This window comes from Cellulomonas sp. GTC20042 (assembly GCF_055389595.1).
In genome coordinates, this window is the sequence record NZ_AP043678.1 from 4,064,948 (window position 1) to 4,083,141 (window position 18,194).

15 protein-coding genes are annotated in these 18,194 nt (G+C 73.5%); 8 read left to right on the forward strand and 7 right to left on the reverse strand.

Features of this window, described 5'->3' with window-relative positions; all coding sequences use genetic code 11:
• Positions 1-193: 193 nt before the first annotated feature.
• Positions 194-2,065 carry a penicillin-binding transpeptidase domain-containing protein gene (locus ACZ5HG_RS18775; protein WP_464179204.1) on the reverse strand — a complete coding sequence of 624 codons (1,872 nt, stop codon included), beginning with the start codon at positions 2,063-2,065 and terminating at the stop codon, positions 194-196.
• 379 nt (positions 2,066-2,444) lie between these two features.
• On the opposite strand from ACZ5HG_RS18775, the gene ACZ5HG_RS18780 reads away from it, so the two are divergent.
• Positions 2,445-3,854, forward strand: a complete 1,410-nt coding sequence (locus ACZ5HG_RS18780; RefSeq protein ID WP_464179207.1) for a hemolysin family protein — start codon at positions 2,445-2,447, stop codon at positions 3,852-3,854.
• On the opposite strand, the gene ACZ5HG_RS18785 is transcribed toward ACZ5HG_RS18780, so the two are convergent.
• Positions 3,749-4,366 carry a hypothetical protein gene (locus tag ACZ5HG_RS18785; protein ID WP_464179209.1) on the reverse strand — a complete coding sequence of 206 codons (618 nt, stop codon included), beginning with the start codon at positions 4,364-4,366 and terminating at the stop codon, positions 3,749-3,751. The two genes, ACZ5HG_RS18780 and ACZ5HG_RS18785, sit on opposite strands and share 106 nt — an antisense overlap.
• Before the next feature lie 322 nt (positions 4,367-4,688).
• On the opposite strand from ACZ5HG_RS18785, the gene ACZ5HG_RS18790 reads away from it, so the two are divergent.
• Together ACZ5HG_RS18790 and ACZ5HG_RS18795 are read left to right on the forward strand one after the other, a co-directional pair.
• Positions 4,689-5,102 (forward strand): ATP-binding protein, encoded by a 414-nt coding sequence (locus ACZ5HG_RS18790; protein WP_464179211.1) that lies wholly within the window; start codon positions 4,689-4,691, stop codon positions 5,100-5,102.
• 201 nt (positions 5,103-5,303) lie between these two features.
• Positions 5,304-6,605, forward strand: coding sequence for an MFS transporter (locus ACZ5HG_RS18795; RefSeq protein ID WP_464179213.1), 1,302 nt, complete (start codon positions 5,304-5,306; stop codon positions 6,603-6,605).
• Positions 6,606-6,670: 65 nt separating this feature from the next.
• Here ACZ5HG_RS18795 and ACZ5HG_RS18800 read toward each other — a convergent pair whose 3' ends face one another.
• The 4 genes from ACZ5HG_RS18800 to ACZ5HG_RS18815 all read right to left on the reverse strand — a co-directional run bounded on the left by ACZ5HG_RS18800 (position 6,671) and on the right by ACZ5HG_RS18815 (position 11,895).
• On the reverse strand, positions 6,671-7,537 hold the full coding sequence (locus ACZ5HG_RS18800; RefSeq protein WP_464179215.1) for an ABC transporter ATP-binding protein: 867 nt from the start codon (positions 7,535-7,537) through the stop codon (positions 6,671-6,673).
• The gene (locus ACZ5HG_RS18805) at positions 7,534-9,351 is read right to left on the reverse strand and encodes an ATP-binding cassette domain-containing protein (protein ID WP_464182218.1); all 1,818 of its coding nucleotides are present in this window, start codon (positions 9,349-9,351) and stop codon (positions 7,534-7,536) included. The genes ACZ5HG_RS18800 and ACZ5HG_RS18805 overlap by 4 nt, the downstream gene beginning before the upstream one ends.
• Positions 9,352-9,356: 5 nt before the next feature.
• The gene (locus tag ACZ5HG_RS18810) at positions 9,357-10,298 is read right to left on the reverse strand and encodes an ABC transporter permease (RefSeq protein WP_464179217.1); all 942 of its coding nucleotides are present in this window, start codon (positions 10,296-10,298) and stop codon (positions 9,357-9,359) included.
• A gap of 70 nt (positions 10,299-10,368) precedes the next feature.
• Positions 10,369-11,895, reverse strand: coding sequence for an ABC transporter substrate-binding protein (locus tag ACZ5HG_RS18815; RefSeq protein ID WP_464179219.1), 1,527 nt, complete (start codon positions 11,893-11,895; stop codon positions 10,369-10,371).
• A 409-nt stretch (positions 11,896-12,304) separates the two neighbouring features.
• On the opposite strand from ACZ5HG_RS18815, the gene ACZ5HG_RS18820 reads away from it, so the two are divergent.
• The 5 genes from ACZ5HG_RS18820 (at position 12,305) to ACZ5HG_RS18840 (ending at position 17,039) form a co-directional block, all read left to right on the forward strand.
• Positions 12,305-13,408, forward strand: coding sequence for a Gfo/Idh/MocA family protein (locus ACZ5HG_RS18820; RefSeq protein ID WP_464179221.1), 1,104 nt, complete (start codon positions 12,305-12,307; stop codon positions 13,406-13,408).
• On the forward strand, positions 13,405-13,881 hold the full coding sequence (locus ACZ5HG_RS18825) for a heme-degrading domain-containing protein (protein WP_464179224.1): 477 nt from the start codon (positions 13,405-13,407) through the stop codon (positions 13,879-13,881). The genes ACZ5HG_RS18820 and ACZ5HG_RS18825 overlap by 4 nt, the downstream gene beginning before the upstream one ends.
• 45 nt (positions 13,882-13,926) lie before the next feature.
• Entirely contained in the window at positions 13,927-14,952 is a 1,026-nt protein-coding gene (locus ACZ5HG_RS18830; protein ID WP_464179226.1) for a Gfo/Idh/MocA family protein, read from the forward strand.
• 108 nt (positions 14,953-15,060) lie between these two features.
• Positions 15,061-16,056: a LacI family DNA-binding transcriptional regulator gene (locus ACZ5HG_RS18835; protein ID WP_464179228.1), complete on the forward strand. Its 996-nt coding sequence runs from the start codon at positions 15,061-15,063 to the stop codon at positions 16,054-16,056.
• A gap of 56 nt (positions 16,057-16,112) precedes the next feature.
• Positions 16,113-17,039: an NADP-dependent oxidoreductase gene (locus ACZ5HG_RS18840; RefSeq protein WP_464179231.1), complete on the forward strand. Its 927-nt coding sequence runs from the start codon at positions 16,113-16,115 to the stop codon at positions 17,037-17,039.
• A 156-nt stretch (positions 17,040-17,195) separates the two neighbouring features.
• Here the strand turns inward: ACZ5HG_RS18840 and ACZ5HG_RS18845 are convergent, their stop codons facing one another.
• Positions 17,196-18,188: a Gfo/Idh/MocA family protein gene (locus tag ACZ5HG_RS18845; RefSeq protein ID WP_464179233.1), complete on the reverse strand. Its 993-nt coding sequence runs from the start codon at positions 18,186-18,188 to the stop codon at positions 17,196-17,198.
• Positions 18,189-18,194 lie beyond the last annotated feature (6 nt).

Genomic DNA, 18,194 nt, shown 5'->3' on the forward strand with positions numbered 1-18,194 from the left:
AAAAGGTGACTGTAGGACTGCCGGGCCCCGCGCGGAAGAGCAGCGGGTGAACTCGTCACCCCGAACGGCGCATTTCACCCACTCGTGCCAAATCGGACAGCGCCGTCCCGCTGGTCGCCGATGATCACGCGGATCTGCTGCCGCGGGGATCACCCGCGCTCCGTCGCAGGTCACACGAGCGCCCGCGCGCGGATCACCCGTTCACCGCACGCAGGAACCCCTCCAGCAACGGCCCCGCGGTGCCGGTGCCGGACTCGCCGGTCTCCACGAACACCGCCACCGCCAGATCACCCTGGGCGGCGATCATCCACGTGTGGTTCTGCAGGGCGTCGTCGGCGCCGAACTGAGCGGTGCCGGACTTCGCGATCACCTCGGCACCGGGCACGTCCTGCAGGAAGGTCGACCCGCCCTCGGTCACCACCGCGCGCATCATCGACCGCAGCGCCTCGGCCTCTGCCTCGGTGAGCGGCTGCGCGGGTGCGGCGGCTGCCGCCAGGTCGTCCCGGACCACCAGGTGCGGGGTGACCCGGGTGCCGGCGACCACCGAGGCGGCCACGGTCGCCATGCCGAGCGGGGTGGCCTGCACCCGGCCCTGGCCGATCATCGACGCGGCGTGGTCGGTGCCGGTGGCGTCGGCGGGCACCGTGCCCAGCGCCGCGCTGAAACCGAGGTCGACCTCCTGGCCCAGGCCGAGCGCCTCGGCGGCGGTGACCAGCGCGGACTGCGGGGCGAGGTCGGCCGCGGTGAGGAAGGCGGTGTTGCAGGAGTTCGCCAGGGCGGTGCGCAGCGTGATGTCGCCCAGGCGGTTCGTCGGGTAGCCGGGCACGTTCTGGAACTCGCGGCCGTCGACGGTGGCGGTCGGCGGGCAGGTGACCGTGCTGTCCGGGGTCAGGCCGGCGCGCAGCAGCGCGAGGGAGGTCACCACCTTGAACGTCGACCCCGGCGGGTACAGCCCGAGCGTCGCGGTGGACGTGCCGCCGCCACCCGCCCCGCTGGCCGCCGCCAGCACCTCACCGGTGGACGGGCGGATCGCCACCACCGCCGACGCGCGGTCGGTGATCGTCGCGACCTGCGCCTCGGCGGCCTGCTGCACGGCCGGGTCGATCGTGGTGCGCAGCGGCGTGCCGACCTGTGGTTCCACGTGGAACAGCTCGCGCTGGCTGGCGTCGCCGGTGGTCGCGACGATCGTGAAGCCCGGCGTCCCGCGCAGCTGCGCGTCGTACTGCTTCTGCAGCCCGCTGAGCCCGGTGCGGTCGCCGGCGACGACAGCTCCCTCGGACTCCTCGACGATCTCGGCGGTGGCGTCCCCGACGGTGCCGAGCACCGGCCGCGCGAACAGCCGGTCCGGCGCCAGCGGCAGCTCGTCGGCCAGCGCGTTCACACCCGGCATGGCCCCGAGGGCGGCGACGTCGTAGGAGGGGTCGGCGTCACGGACGGTGATCGCCTCGACGAAGGCCTTCTCGCCCGCGGCGGCCACCTTCGCCGCGTAGTCGTCCGGGTTCATCTCGAGCGCCGTCGCCAGCGCCCGCGCGGCACCGTCCCACTCGGCGGCGGACACCCGCGTCTTGTCGATGCCGATCCGGTGCACCGGCCGGTTCTCCACGATCGGCACGTCCCCGGCGCCGAGCACCTGGGCGCGCTCGGCCTGCACCCGACGCACCTGCAGGGTCTCCCCCGCGGTGAGGTCCGGCGCCAGCAGGAACGGCGACCACGCCGCCGTCCAGCCGTCGTCGCCCTCCGACAGCGACGCGCGGGTGGTGTAGGTCCAGGCGCCGGCGCCGCCGACGTCCCAGGTGAAGGTCAGCTCGGCGGTGCCGGCCGTGTCGTCGTCCCCGTGCTCGACGTCACCGGCGACGACCTCCGGCTGCCACGGGTCCAGACCGGCGTACACGGCCTCGCGCAGGTCGGCGGCCTCGGCGGTGGTGGCACCGGTCAGCGCCACGTCCGAGAAGTCGCCGGTGCTGATCGCCGTCGCCAGCGCGTCCGCGAGCGCCTGGTCCTCGTCGCCGCCGGAGGAGCAGGCCGCCAGCGGCAGCACCAGCGCCCCCAGGGCGAGCAGCGCCACCGCGCCGCGCCGTCGTCCCGGCCCCGCGCCCCGGCCCCGCACCGACCCGACCCACCTGTCCGAGCCCGCACCTGCACCCGAGCCCGCAACCGCACGCGCACCCACCGCGACCACCCCGACGCCCCCGATCCCCGGGACCACCGATGGCCCCGACCGGGGTCAGCCTAGGGACGTGCACCCCCACGAACAGGCCGAATGCGGGCCAGATCACGCCGGATCCTGTGAAGGTCCGTGCGGTTGACGGTCCTGCCCGCCCCACCGACGATGAGGAGATGGCACAAGCCCACGACCCCGGCCCACCCTCCGGCAGTACCGTGCGGCGAGCCCGCACCCGTCCCGCGCCGCCACGTGCCGCGCACCGACGGGAGGCCCGCCGCTGATGGACTCCGAGACCTGGGCCAACATCGGCCTCGTCCTGCTCTTCATCCTGGTCGGCGGGGTGTTCGCCGGCACGGAGATCGCGCTGGTGTCGCTGCGCGAGAGCCAGATCAACCGCCTGGAGCGCCAGAGCGCCCGCGGTGCCCGGGTCGCCGCGGTGGCGCGCGACCCCAACCGGTTCCTGGCCGCCGTGCAGATCGGCGTGACCGTGGCCGGGTTCTTCTCCGCCGCGTACGGCGCGTCCACGATCGCCCCGGACTTCGCACCGGTGATCGAGGGGCTGGGCGTCTCGGAGGGGATGGCCGGCACGATCGCGCTGGTGCTGCTGACCCTGGTGATCGCCTACCTGTCGCTGGTGCTGGGCGAGCTGGTGCCCAAGCGGTTCGCGCTCCAGAGCAGCGCACGGGTGGCGCTGGCGGTGGCCCCGCCGCTGGACCGGTTCGCGACGCTGATGCGCCCGGTGATCTGGCTGCTGTCCCGCTCGACGAACCTGCTGGTCCGGCTGCTCGGCGGCGACCCGCAGGCCACCTCGGAGGAGATGTCCGAGGCGGAGCTGCGCGACCTGGTGATCGCGCACGAGGGGCTGCCGGAGGACGAGCGGCGGATCCTCGGGGACGTGTTCGAGGCGACCGACCGCACGGTGGCGGAGGTGATGCGCCCGCGCGGCGAGGTGCGGTTCGTGGCGGCCGACCTGACGCTGGCGCAGGCGCTGGACGCGGTGCGCGACCAGCCGTGGTCCCGCTACCCGGTGACCGGCGAGGACTTCGACGACGTGCTGGGCTTCCTGCACATCCGCGAGCTGATAGGGATCCACGACGCGAGCACGACCCGGGTGCGGGACGTCATGCGCGAGATCGTCGCCCTGCCCGGCACGAACAAGCTGCTGCCCTCGCTGTCCCGGATGCGCCGGGAGGGCGTGCACATCGCCGTGGTGGTGGACGAGTACGGCGGCACCGACGGGATCGTGACCCTGGAGGACCTGGTCGAGGAGCTGGTCGGCGACATCCGCGACGAGTACGACGTGGCCGGCTCCTCCGGCCCGGAGACCACCGACGGCGAGCCGGGCACGTACGACGCGGGCCTGACGATCGAGGAGTTCACCGAGCGCACCGGGATCACCCTGGAGGACGGCCCGTACGAGACGGTCGCGGGCTACCTGATCGCCCGGCTCGGGCGGCTGGGCCGCACCGGGGACGTGGTGCCGGTCGAGGGCCACCGGGTCGAGGTGATCGCGGTGGACGGCCGGCGGATCGTCCGGGTGCGGGTGGTGCCGCCGCCCGAGCCCGACGTGCGCGGCGAGGGCGATCAGGCGGAGGCGTCGATGAACAGCCCGTCCTGGACCACGTCCGCCAGGTCCTCCAGCGAGACGCCGGCGTCGGACAGCAGGTCGGACAGCGAGGAGCCGCTGTAGAGCTGGTCGAGCAGCGTGGTCGAGTCGGTGCCGAGCAGGCTGGACAGCGAGTCGATCGTCTCCTGCTGGTCGCTGGTGAGGGTCTCGCCCCAGACGCCGGAGGAGCCGCTCGGCGGCGGGCCGGCCGGACCGGGCATGCCGGCCTGGTCGACCAGCGAGGACACCATGCCCTCGATGTCGCCCATCGCCTGCATGTCGCTGGGCGCGGCCTCGACCAGCGCGGAGACCAGGTCGTCCCGGCTGACGCCCTGCTCCTCGGCGAGGTCGGACAGCGAGGAGCCGTTCTGCAGCGCCTCCATGATGTCGTCGGTGGACAGGCCGAGGACCTCCGAGGCGGCCTGGATGTGGCCGGGCACGCGGTGGGTGGCGGTGCCGGACGCGCCGGACGTGGTCGAGACGGACGACGCGGTGGCCGAGGCCAGCGCCGAGGCGAGCGTGCTGGTGCTGCTGGTGCTGCTGGTGCGGCTGAGCGCGGTGAGGAACGAGGACGAGCCGATCGCGTCGATGCTCATGCAGACCTCCGGGGTGCGGGATGCGGCGGACCGTCCGTCGCACGACCCCCTGATCGGTCGGCGTGAGGCGCTGATCAGCGCCGGAGCCCGATTGACAGGTGATCGACAGGTCCGCCACAGAAAGTCGGCTCCCACCTGTGAGGACGTGCCCCCGCCGCTGGTCACCGCCCCCACGGCCCGCCCGCCGGACACCCCCGTCCGGATGCGCGTCGCGTCGCCCGGGCGCACCCTGGACGCGATCGGTCGGTGGACCGGTCCCGGTCCCCCGCACCCGGCGCGTGGACCGGCTGCGGCCAGGAGCACGGCGGGCGGAGGCGGATCGATGACCACCAGGACAGGGCAGCACCTCGTGCTGGAACCGGCGACCCGCTCGGTCGCCCTGGGTCGGCGCTGGGCGGTCGGTCAGGCGTTGCGCGCGCACGCGGACGACGAGGCCGCGCGCCGGCTGGAGCTGCTGACCAGCGAGGTGCTGACGAACGCCGTGGTGCACACCCGTGGTGACCGGCGGATCGCCGTGTGCGCGGAGCAGCACGACGACTGCCTGCGCGTCGAGGTGACCGACCCGGACCCGACGCTGCCCGTGGTGCGTCCGGTGCGCACCGGGCGGCCCGGCGGCAACGGGATGCGGATCGTGGACGCGCTGGCGCTGCGCTGGGGCATCGACCTGCACCCGGGCGTCGGCAAGACGGTCTGGTTCGAGACGCCGGTGCACGTGCGGGGCCTGGTCCCTGCCTGAGCTCCTCACCCCCGGCCACGACGGGCGTCCTCCCCCGGCGGGAGGGCGCCCGTCGGTCGTCCCATGGCTCGATTGACTTCCCGACCGAGCGGTCGTATTTTCGCACTACCTACCAGGCGGTAGGTAACGGTGCGACGCGTAGCTGCGTCGTGGCGCTCGACGTGGAGCTCAACCGACTCCCATGGCCCGAAGAAGGTACTCATGGCGACCCCCGCAGCCCTCACCCCCGAGGACACCGAGCCGTCCCGCCCGGCGGACGGCCTCGCTCCGGACACCGGAGCCCCCTTCGACCGGGCGCGCACCCTGCGCTTCGGCGGCGGGTTCTTCGTCTACGGCCTGCTCTGGATCATCGGCCTCCAGATCGTCGCCGCGGTGCTGCTGCCGCAGCGGCTGCTCGACATCGGCGTCTCCTCGCCGGAGACCCTGCTCGGCTCGATCAGCGCGATCACCGCGATCGTCTCGCTGGTGTCGAACCTGGTGTTCGGCAACCTGTCCGACCGCTCGCGCAGCCGGTTCGGCCGCCGTGCCCCGTTCATCCTCGGCGGCGGTCTGCTCGGCGGCGTGACCCTGTTCGCGATCGGCGTGCTGAACGACCCCACCGCGATCACCGTCGTCTACTGCCTCTGCATGGTCGGCCTCAACATGATGCTGGCCCCGGCGGTCGCCGTGCTGGCCGACCGCGTGCCGGCCAAGCTGCGCGGCACCATGTCCGCGTTCTACGGCGGCGGGCTCGCCGCGGGCGCCCCGCTCGGCTCGCTGATCGGCGCCGCGTTCATCGTCAACACCTTCCCCGGCTTCCTGCTGGGCGGCATCCTCATGGCCGGCTCCGCCGTGATCGCGCTGATCGTCTGGCCGCGCGAGACCCCTGCCTCCGAGCTGCCCCCGGCCGAGGGCGGCCTGCTCGAGCTGCTGAAGTCGTTCCGCCCGCCGCGCAAGGCCCCGGACTTCTACCTCGCCTTCGCGAGCCGCCTGTTCATGCTGGTCAGCTACCAGATGATCATGGCGTACCAGCTCTACATCGTCCGCGACCACGTCGGGCAGTCGACCACCGAGTCCGCGAAGACGATCGCCACCATGTCGGTGATCCTGCTGGTCGTGTCGCTGGTCGGCTCGGTGCTCTCCGGCCCGATCTCGGACAAGATCGGTCGCCGCAAGCTGCCCGTGATCGCGTCCTCGGTGCTCTTCGCCGTCGGCATCGCGATGCCGTGGGTGTGGCCGACCCCGATGGGCATGTTCCTGTTCGCGGGCATCGCCGGCTTCGGCTACGGCGTGTACACCTCCGTGGACCAGGCGCTGAACGTCGACGTGCTCCCGAACGAGGAGGAGGCCGGCAAGGACCTCGGCATCCTCAACCTGTCGACCACCGCCGGCCAGACCGTCGGCCCGCTGATCACCTCCGCCCTCGTGGTCGCCACCGGTGGCTACGGCCTGGTGTTCCCGGTCTCGATCGTGGCCGCGCTGCTCGGCGCCTTCTTCATCACCCGCATCAGGTCGGTGCGCTGACACCGCACCACAGCTGAACAGCGCCGGGCCCGGGGACGCGGGAATCGTCCCCGGGCCCGGCCGTGTCACGCGACCGCCCCGGCCTGCTCGTCGGCCGCGGCCTGCGCCGCCACCAGCCGTCGCCGGTCGGCCCGCCGCTGCGCCTGGGCCACCGGGTCCGGCACCGGCGAGGCCATCCAGAGCCGCTGCGTGTACGCGTGCTCCGGGCTGGAGGTCACCGCGGCCGTCTCGCCCCGCTCCACGATGTCGCCCCGGTACATCACGGCGACCCGGTGGCTCACGTGCCGCACCACGGTCAGGTCGTGCGTGATGAACAGGTAGGAGACCCCGGTCTCCTCCTGGATCTCGTTGAACAGGTCGAGCACCCGCGCCTGCGTGGACAGGTCGAGGGCGGACACCGGCTCGTCGCAGATCACCAGGCGAGGGCGCAGCGCGAGCGCCCGGGCGATGGCCACCCGCTGCCGCTGGCCGCCGGAGAACTCGCGCGGGCGCCGCCCGAGGGAGTCCGCCGGCAGCCGCACCTGGTCCAGCAGCTCGGCGATCCGTGCCCGGGCCTGCGCCTTGGGCACGTCCCGCGCCTGCAACGGCTCGGCCAGGATGTCGCCGATCGTCATGGACGGGTTGAGCGAGGTGTACGGGTCCTGGAACACCACCTGCACGTCGCTGCCGAGCCGGCGCCGCTCCGTGCGGGACGCCCGCGCGATGTCCTTCCCGTCGAAGGTGATCGAGCCGGCCGTCACCGGCGCCAGCCCGAGGATCGCCCGGCCCAGCGTCGTCTTGCCGGACCCGGACTCGCCGACCAGGCCGACGCACTCGCCGGGGCGGATGTCCAGGTCGACGCCCTTGAGCACCCGGACCGGGGACTGCCCGCGCCGGGGGTACTCGACCACCAGCCCCCGCACGTCCAGCAGGGGTGCCACGTCGCTGCTCATCGGTCTGCCTCCACGCGTCCGGACTGGTAGGGCGCCCGGATGCCGTCCTCGGAGAGGATCGCGCCGAAGAGCATCCGGGTGTACTCGTGCTGCGGGGCCGCGAAGATGCTGCGGACCTCACCGGTCTCGACGATCAGGCCGTCCTTCATCACCGCGACGCGGTCGCACAGATCGGCGATCACCCCGAAGTTGTGCGTCACCAGCAGCACGCCCATGCCCATGTCGGCCTGGAGCGAGCGCAGCAGGTCCAGCACCTCGGCCTGCACGGTGACGTCCAGGGCGGTGGTCGGCTCGTCCGCGATCAGCAGCTCCGGCTCGCAGGAGATCGCCCCGGCGATCAGCACGCGCTGCGCCATGCCGCCGGACAGCTCGTGCGGGTAGGACTTGAGCGCCCGCACCGGGTCGGCGATCCCCACCCGCTCCAGCAGCTCCAGCGAGCGTGCCCGGGCCGCACCCCGGCTCAGGCCGAGGTGGTGGCGCAGCGGCTCGATCAGCTGCGTGCCGATCGTGAAGGTCGGGTCCAGGTTGCTCATCGGCTCCTGCGGCACGTAGGCGATCCGCCGCCCGCGCAGCCGGGACATCTCCCGCCCGGGCGTCGTCGCGAGGTCGGCACCGTGCCACAGCACGCGCCCCCCGGTGATGCCGCCGCCCACCGGGAGCAGCCGCATGATGCCGAAGGCGGTCTGGGTCTTGCCGGAGCCGGACTCGCCGATCAGGCCGAGCACCTCGCCGCGCCGCACGTCGAAGCTGACGCCGTGCACAACCTCCTTGACCCGATCGCCCTGGGTGTAGCCGATCCGGAGCCGCTGCACCTGGAGGATCAGGTCCTCGTCGGCGGAGCCGTCGGCGGTGGGCAGGCCGGCCGTGGCGGCACCACCCGCCGCGAGCGCCGCGGGAGCATCGGTGTCGTCCTCCGCCCGACGGGCCGGGGTGCGGGGGCGCGCGGCCCCGGTGCCCTCCAGCGCGTCGCGCAGCGCGTTGGCGATCAGGGTGAGCGCCAGGCAGACCGCCGAGATCGCCAGGCTGGGCCACAGCACCAGCAGCGGCTCGGAGTAGATCTTGGCGAAGCCCGCGTTGAGCATCGAGCCCCAGCTCGGGATCGTCTGGTCGCCGAGGCCGATGAACTCCAGACCGGCCTGGATGGCGATGGCCACCGAGGCGATCGACGCGACCTGGATGATCAGGGGCGCCCGGACCACCCGCAGCACGTGCCGGAAGATGATCCGCAGGTCGGACAGGCCGGACACCCGCGCGGCGTCCACGTACAGCTCGCCGCGCACCGCCTGCACCGTGCCGCGGACCAGCCGGAACACCGAGGCCGACAGCAGCACGCCGAAGATCGTCATCGCCCACCAGGCCGAGGGGCCGACCACCGCGCGGGCGGCCAGCAGCACGACCATGCCGGGCAGGGCCATCAGGATCGACGCCGCCCAGGACGCCAGCCCGTCGAACCACTTGCCGAAGTAGCCGGCGACCAGGCCGCTCAGCGCGCCGATGCCGACCGCGACCACCACGGCCACGACCGCGCCGCCCAGGCTGAACCGGCCGCCGTACAGCAGCCGCGCCCACACGTCGCGCCCTGCGCCGTCGGTGCCGAGCAGGTGCTCGCCGCCCGGGGGCAGCAGCGCGTCCTTGAGGGCGCCGGCGTTCGGGCCGGAAGAGGTCAGCAGCGGGGCCAGCGCGGAGGCGAGCACCACCACCGCGAGCACGACCAGCGCGGTCGCGCCGACCGGGTCCTTGAGCAGACGCCGGAACGGGGAGGTGACGGGCTGGGCCGCGTCGACCGTGGTGCCGGCGGCGGTGCCGGCGATCATCTCGCTCACTGGAGCCTCGCCTTCGGGTTGAGCCAGCCCTGGGCGATGTCGATCACCAGGTTCACGACCAGGACGATGATGGCGACCACGACGACCACGCCCATGATCACCGGGATGTCGCCGTTGGTGGTGCTGCTGACGGACAGCGAGCCCAGGCCCGGCAGCGCGAACACCTGCTCGATCACCACCGCGCCGCCCAGCAGGCCGACGAACAGCAGCGCGAGCACGGACAGCGCGGGGCCGCCGGCGTTGCGCAGCGCGTGCCGCAGCACGATCCGGCGCTCCGGCAGGCCACGGCTGCGCAGGGTGCGCACGTAGTCCTGCCGCAGCGAGTCGATCATCGATCCGCGCACCTGCTGCGCCACGCCCGCCACCGCGCCGATGGTGAGAGCCGCGACCGGCAGCGTGATCGTCATCGCCCACCCGCTGAGCGAGTCGCCGGGCCGGGTGTAGCCGGTGGGGGCGAAGATCGCGAGGTTGATCGCGAACAGCACGACCAGGCCCAGTGCGATCAGGTAGTTGGGGACGGCCGCGCCGACCAGCGACACGACCTGGAGGGTGCGGTCCACCCACCCGCCGCGGTAGGCCGCCCACACGCCGACGGCCGTGGCCAGCAGCGCGGAGATGGCGACCGAGATGATCACCAGCGACAGCGTCACGCCGAGACGCGCCGAGACGAGCTGGGTCACCGGCGAGCCGTTGAACCAGGACGTGCCGAGGTCGCCGCGCACGGCATCGCCCAGCCAGGACAGGTAGCGCTCCGGCAGCGGCCGGTCGAGGCCGAGCTCCGAGGCGCGCTGCGCGACGGCCTCCGGGCTCGCGGACTGGCCGAGGAGGCGACGGGCGATGTCCGCCCCCGCCAGGTACACCAGCATGAAGGCGACGGTGCTGATGACGAACAGCATGGCCAGACCCGACAGGATCCGGCGGACCAGGAAGGTCAGCACGGGTACTCCGTTCTCCGCGTGGGGCGGGGCGCGCCCCGGGGACGTGGTGTCCCCGGGGCGCGCCTGCCGGTCAGGACGCGGGCTGGATCTGGTAGATGTACGGGATGTCGGTGTCGATCGGCATGTGGATCGACACGTCGTCCTTGTGCACGTACAGCGACTGGATCCGGTAGAAGGGCGCGAACCAGGCGTTCTCGACCAGGTACTGGTTGAGCTCCTGCGCGGCCGCGGTGGCCTCGTCGTCGGTGCCGGTCTGGATGGTCGCCAGCAGCGCGTCGACCTCCGGGGTCTCGTTGCCGAACGGGTTGAACACCGCCTTCGGCGCCACGGCCAGGGTGGTGAACTGCCAGTCGATCGCCGAGGTCAGCTGCATCCAGGACGAGGTGTACTTGCCGGCGAGCAGGTCGGTGACGAAGTTCGACCCGGCGTCGGTGTAGGTGACGGTGATGCCGATGTCGGCGAGCTGCTGCTGGATGCTGGTGAACACGTCCGGGTTGACCCCGGCGGCGGTCGGCATGTTCAGCGTGATGCCGTCGGCGTAGCCCGCCTCGGCGAGCAGGTCCTTGGCCTTCTCCGGGTCGTACGTGTAGTACGAGTCCAGGTCCTCGACGTAGCCGCTGGCCCCCGGGCCGAAGGCCTGCGAGGTGACGGTGCCGAGGCTGTTCTGCAGCGTGGCGAGCATGGTCTCGCGGTCGATCGCGTAGTTGATCGCCTGGCGCACCCGGACGTCGCCGAGGGCGGGGTCGATGGTGCCGTCGCGGTCGTACATGATCATGCCGAACCAGACCTGCTCCGAGGTCGCCGCGGTGTAGCCGGCGTTGGTGACCTGGTCGATCGTGGTGGCGTCACCGTAGGACGCGGCGTCGAGCTGGCCGCCCTGGAGCGCGTTGAGCAGCGCGGTCTGGCTGTCGTACACGTTGAGCGTCAGGGTGTCCCAGCGCTCGAAGGAGTCGTCCCAGTAGTCCGGGTTCTTCGTGTAGACGTACTTGGAGCCGACCACGGTCGCGGAGGTGTCCAGCACGTAGGGGCCGGAGCCGACCGGCGCGGTGGCCGAGGCCGGGTCGTCCAGCGAGTCGACCGACTGGATCCAGCCCATCGTGCCGGTGAACCAGCGCAGCAGCATCGGGTCGGGGGCGGAGAGCGTGATCGTCACGTGGGTGGCGTCGTCGGCCACCACGTCCGCGATGTACTGCGCGTTCGCCTGGTCCGGGGTGGAGGACGTCTGGAACGCCTTGAGGTTCGCCACCACGGTCTCGCCGTCGAAGGCGCTGCCGTCGCTGAAGGTGACGTCGTCGCGCAGCGTCAGGCTGAGCGTGGTGCGGGCGTCGTCGTAGGCCCACTCGGTGACCAGGCCGGGGGCCAGGCTGCCGTCGTCGGCCTGGCGCAGCAGCGAGTCGTACACCGCGCCGAAGTACAGGCCCTGCTGGGCGGTCGAGCGACCCTCCAGGCCGAGCGAGGTGGGGTAGGCCGTCCCACCGATGCTCAGCGAGGACTGGTCGCCCGATCCCGTGCCGTCAGAACCGTCAGATCCGCCGGAGCAGGCCGCGAGCGCGAGGGCCACGGCTGCGATTCCGGCGACGAGCATGCGTCGTCGCATCTCCATCATCTCCCTTGATGTGGTGCTGACCCGGCTCGCGTCGTCGACGACGCGTGGCTGTCGGGTCGTGCCTCAGTGCCGTCCACTGTGACGAATCAGCAACCTACTGGTCGGTAGTTAACAGGGGAAGACTAGATATGTCACGACTTGGTCTCGACTCGGCGATCCGGGCGACTTCACCCGGGCCCCCGGGCGACCTCCGCGTGACGACAGCACCCGTCTCGGGACGCACTGCCTGCGTCGTTGCAGGTCAGAGCGCTGATCGACACCAGCGCACCGCAGGTGCACCAGGAAAGGTCGCACGGAGCCACGGTCCGCGCGCGGCGAGCGCGTCTTGCACGAAGTGCGAACAGCCGTTTACTGTCTGGCCGCGCGGCCGACGGCGGTCGCGAGATCGGAGGGCCCTGCCATGACGTCCCGCCAGACCGCCCCGCTGGGGCTCGGCATCGTCGGAGCCGGCGACATCCTGCCCCAGTACCTCGCCACCTTCGCCGCGAGCGACGAGGTCGAGGTGCGCTTCCTCGCCGGGGTCGACACCGCGCAGGTGGCAGCGAAGGCCCGCGAGCACGGCATCCCCGGGCACGGCACCCTGGACGACCTGCTCGCCGACGCGAGCGTCGACCTGGTGGTCAACCTGACCCCGCCGCAGGCGCACCACGCGATCAGCCGCGCCGCGCTCGCCGCCGGACGGCACGTGTGGAGCGAGAAGCCGCTGTCCGTGGACGATGACGAGGCCCGCGAGCTGCTCGACCTGGCCGACGCCCAGGGGGTCCGCCTCGGCTGCGCCCCGGACACCTTCCTCGGCCCCGGCCTCCAGACCGCGCTGCGCCTGCTCGCCGAGGGCCGGATCGGGGAGCCCCGGTCCGCGCACGCGCGCTTCCAGTACGCCGGGCCCGACTTCTGGCACCCGAACCCCGCGTTCTTCTTCGCCCGCGGCGGCGGCCCGCTGCTCGACGTCGGCCCGTACTACCTCACCGCGCTGGTGCAGGCGCTCGGGCCGATCGTGCGGGTCACCGCCGTGACCGACCGCGCCCGGGACACCCGCACCGTGCACGCCGGGCCGCGCGCCGGGCAGCCGATCCCGGTCGAGGTGCCGACGCACGTGCTCGCGCTGTACACCTTCGCCTCCGGCGCGGTCGCCGACCTCTCCGCGTCCTTCGACGCCCCGGTGATCACCACCGAGATCGAGATCACCGGCACCGAGGGCGCGCTGCGCCTGCCCGACCCCAACATGTTCGACGGCGACACCGTCGTGCACGCCCGCACCATCGACGGCTCCACCGAGACCGTCCCCGCCGACCCGCGCACCGGCGGCCCGGGCCGCGGCTCCGGGATCGTCGACCTGGCCCGCGCCGTCGCCGCCGGCGAGCCGCACCGCGCCGACGCCCGCCTGGCGTACCACGTGCTCGACGTCATGCTCAGCACGCTGCGCGCGGCCGAGACCGGGCAGCCGGTCGACGTGACCAGCACCTGCACCCCCGCGCCGCTGCTCCCCGCGGGGTGGACGCTGTGACCGCGGACGCGCCCGCGCGCGACACGGTCGCCGCGCTGGAGGCCGAGGCCGCCGCGCTCGTGCTGGGCTCCTTCACCGCCGCCGACGCCTGGGCCATCGGCAGCACCATCGTGCGGGTCGCCCAGCAGCGCGACCTCGGCGTCGCGGTGGACGTCCGCCGCCCCACGCAGATCCTGTTCCACGCCGCCCTGCCCGGCGCCACCGCGGACAACGACCGGTGGATCGAGCGCAAGGCCGCCACCGCGTTCCGCTTCGAGTCCAGCACCTGGCTGCTCGCCCAGCGGTTCGCCGCCGCCGGGGCCACCCCCGATGAGGGCTGGCTGGACAGCCGCACCTACGTGCTCGCCGGCGGTGCCGTCCCGGTGGTCGTGCGCGGCGCCGGGGTGGTGGCGGTGGCCACCGTCTCCGGCCTCACCAGCGCCGAGGACCACGCGCTCGTGGTCGACGCGCTGCGCGAGCACCTGGCAGCCTGAACCCTGATCCACCCGTCTGACCAGCCCTGACACCGGAGCGGAACCGTGAGCCCCACCCTGCCCCAGCCCCGCACGATCGACCCCGCCACCGTCCCCGCGCTGCGCTGGGGCGTCGTCGGCGCCGGCCGGATCGTCGGTGCGTTCGTCGGTGCCGCGCAGCGCCGCAGCACCCAGCAGATCCGCGCGATCAGCGCCCGCGACCCGCAGCGCACCGCCGCCGTCGCGGCCGACCTCGGCGTCCCCGTGGTGCACCCCACCCTGGACGCGCTGCTCGCCGACCCCGAGATCGACGCCGTCTACGTCGGAACCCCGCACACCAGCCACGCCGAGATCGCGCTGGCCGCCCTCGCCGCCGGCAAGCACGTGCTGGTCGAGAAGCCGCTCGCCACCACCGCGGCCGACGCGCAGCGGGTCGCCGACGCCGCCCGCGCCGCCGGTCTGCTCGCCATGGAGGCGATGTGGACGCGCTACCTGCCGCAGTCCGACATCGTCCGCCGGCTGCTCGCCGACGGCGCCGTGGGCGAGGTGCACACCGTGATCGCCGACTTCGGCTTCGTCGCCGGGTACGACCCCGCCGGCCGGCTGTGGGACCCGGCGCTCGGCGGCGGCGCGCTGCTCGACGCCGGCGTGTACCCGGTCTCCTTCGCGTCCTCCGTGCTCGGCCCGATCACCCGGGTCGAGGCCGTCGGCACCCTCACACCCACCGGCGTCGACGCCCGCGCGTCCCTGCTGCTCGGCACGGACGGCGGGGCGGTCGGCCAGGTGGCCACCTCGATCGTGTCCTCGCTGCCGGTGCGGGCGACCGTCGTCGGCGCGCTGGGGCGGATCGACCTGCACGCGCCCTTCTTCGCCCCCTCCGGCGTCACGCTGACCCTGGGAGCCATCGGCGGCGAGACCTCCGCGACCTGGCAGGACGAGCGCTTCGACGACCACTACGACGCGCTCAGCGACGAGGCCACCGCCTTCGCGTCCTACGTCGGCGAGGGCCGCGTCGAGTCCCCGGTGCACACGCTGGACGAGACGGTGGCGGTGCTCGCCGTGATCGAGGCGGCGCGGACGCGGCTCGGCTGAGGCGCCTCGCGCGGGCCGGTTGCGGCAGGCGGGCGCGTTCGGCGCGCGGGCGTCTACTCTGTGCGGCAGCGGGGGCCAGGGCGGCTGCCGCGCGAAGGAGCGTCACGGGTGACGAGCGGTCGGCGGGTCACAGCCAAGGACGTCGCCCTGCACGCCGGCGTCTCGGCCAGCACCGTGTCCTACGTCATCAACAACACACCCAACCAGACGATCCCGGACGCCACCCGCACCCGCGTGCTCGACGCCGTGCAGCACCTCGGCTACCGCCCCTCGGCGGCAGCGCGCGCCCTGCGCAGCGGCACCAGCCGCACCGTCCTGCTCGTGCTGCCGGACGCCCCGATCGGCCCCTCGATCGCCCAGCTGATCGACGCGCTCACCGACGCCCTCGACCCGCACGGCTACACCGTCGTCTACCGCCGGCACCGGCACGGGCAGGACCTCGACCGCCTCTGGCACGAGCTGCTGCCGGCGGCGCTGGTCGACGTGATGGTGCTCGGCCCCGGCGAGGAGCACGGCCTGGCCGCCGCGGGCATCCCGGTCGTCGCGGTGCGCGGCGACGACGAGGGCCCCGGCACCATCGGCTCCGCGCAGACCGCGATCGGCCGGCGCCAGGTCGAGCACCTGCGCAGCCGCGGGCACCAGCGCCTCGGCTACGCCTCCCTGCCGGACGAGCGGGTGCGGATGTTCCACGAGCCACGCCTCGCCGGGGTACGTCTGGAGTGTGCCGGGGCCGGGTTGCCCGAGCCGGTGGTGCTGCCCGTGCCGCCGCAGATCGACGCCGCCGTCGAGGCCGTCACCGCCTGGTGCGCCGGGCCCGACCCGGTCACCGCCGTCTGCGCCTTCAACGACGAGGTGGCGTTCACGCTGCTCGCCGCGATGGCCCGCCTCGGCCTGCGCGCCCCCGACGACCTGGCCCTGATCGGCGTGGACAACCAGCTCCTCTCGCCCTTCTCGATCCCGCCGCTCACCTCGGTCGACATCCACGTCGACCACCTGGCCGCCGAGCTCGCCGAGGCGCTGCTGGAACGGCTGCTGCCCGGGCACGTGCGGCAGCGCCCCGCCGGACCGGTGGTGCCGACGCTGGTCGTCCGCGAGACCTCCTGACGGTGCGCGGGGCCGGGCGCGGAATGCGCGCGGACCGGGGCTCGTTCGCACCAGGTATGAAGGCAGTCGAGTACAGCCAGTTCGGCGGAGCGGACGTCCTGCGGGTCGTCGACGACCGGCCGGAGCCGCACATCGGACCGGACAGCGTCCTGGTCAAGGTGGTCGCCGTCGGGCTCAACCCCGTCGACTACAAAGTCCGCGAGGGGTACCTCCAGGGCCTGATCGACACCACCCTGCCCGCCGTCCCCGCGTGGGACGTCGCGGGCGTCGTGGTCAAGGCCGGGCTGGACACCCCCGAGCTCGCCGAGGGCGACGAGATCCTCGCCTACGCCCGCAAGGACACCGTCACCGACGGCACCCTCGCCGAGTACGTGTCCGTGCCGGTGCGCACCGCCGCGAAGAAGCCCGCCGGCCTGACGTTCGAGCAGGCCGCTGCGCTGCCGCTCGCCGGGCTCACCGCGCTCCAGACCGTCCGCCGCTCCGGCCTCGGCGCCGGGTCCACCGTGCTCGTGCACGCCGCCGCCGGCGGGGTCGGCTCGATCGCCGTCCAGCTCGCCGTGCGCGCCGGTGCCCGGGTGATCGGCACCGCCTCCGCCCGCAACCACGACTACCTGCGCTCGCTCGGCGCCGAGCCGGTGGCCTACGGCGACGGCCTGGTCGACGCCGTCCGCGCGCTCGCGCCCGAGGGCGTCGACGTGATCCTCGACTACGTCGGCGGTCAGGCGATCGACACCGCCCCGGACCTGCTGGTCGACGGCGGGACGATCGTGTCGATCACCGACGCCCGTGCACGCACCGAGCTCGGTGGTCAGTACGTGTGGGTCCGCCCCGACCCCGCCGACCTCGCCGAGCTGGCCGACCTGGTCGCGCAGGGGGCGGTGCGGGTCGAGATCGCCGAGACCTTCGACCTCGACCACGCCGCCGACGCGTTCCGCACCCTCGAGCAGGGCCACACGAGAGGCAAGATCGTCGTCACGATCTGACCCGCACGCGTTCTCGTTCCCGCGCCCCGCGCGCGCACCCGCTCACGTACGCCGAGTTGTCAGCTTTCGTCGCTTCGCGGGCCGCTCAAGCGACAAGAGTTGACAACTCGGCGCGGTCCGGAGGCAGCAGCACAGCGCTCAGCGCGCGCACGCGGCTCAGCGCGTGAGCGGGGCGGGGGTGCGAGGGCGCATGCCCGCGGCGCGGTAGGACGCGTCGACCAGGCGCATCGCGTCCACCGCCGCGCCGGTGCCGGAGACGGGGTCCGCCCCGCGCAGCACCGCGTCGGCGAACGCCCGCAGCATGAACACGTACGAGGCGGTCGGGTCGACGGCCTCCTCGGTCACCGCACCGTCACGGTCCACCACGAGCCGCCCGCCGTGCTGCGGCAGGTAGGCCGAGTGCAGCGTGATCGACCCGCGCGTGCCCTCGATCCGCCCGGAGCTCCGCTCGGGGCCGGTCTCGACCATGCTGGCCCGCAGCGTGCCGTCCACCCCGCCCGGCAGGTCCAGCTGCACGGTGATCTCGGCGTCCACGCCGTTCTCGTCCACCGCCTGCGCCGACCGCACGGTCCCCACGCCGAGCAGCGCGGTCAGGAACCGCAGCGGGTACACGCCGAGGTCCATCAGCGCCCCGCCGGCCATGCCCTCCTGCCAGCGGATGTCCGTGCGGTCGGGGATGCTCACGCAGAAGTCGGCCTCCGCGGACAGCACGTCACCGATCGCGCCCTCGTCCAGCAGAGCGCGCACCCGTGCCCAGGAGGGGTGGTGCTGGGAGTGGAACGCCTCCATCACCACCCGGTCACCGGCCTGCGCGAGCGCGTGGATCTCCTCCGCCTCGGCGGCGTCGGCGGTGAACGGCTTCTCGCACAGCACGTGCTTGCCTGCGGCGAGCGCCCGGCGCACCCACACCCCGTGCAGCGCCGCCGGGGTCGGGACGTAGACCGCGTCGATCTCCGGGTCGGCGAGCAGGGCGTCGTAGGAGTCGAGCACCCGGGGGATGCCCTCGCGCTCGGCCGTGACGGCGGCGCGCTCCCGGTCGCGGGCGGCGATGGCCGTCACCTCGACCTCCGGGACCGATGCGGCGGGCACCGCCACCGCGTCGTGCAGGATGCGGGCAGCACCGAGGACTCCGAGACGCACCGTCGACATGCCTCC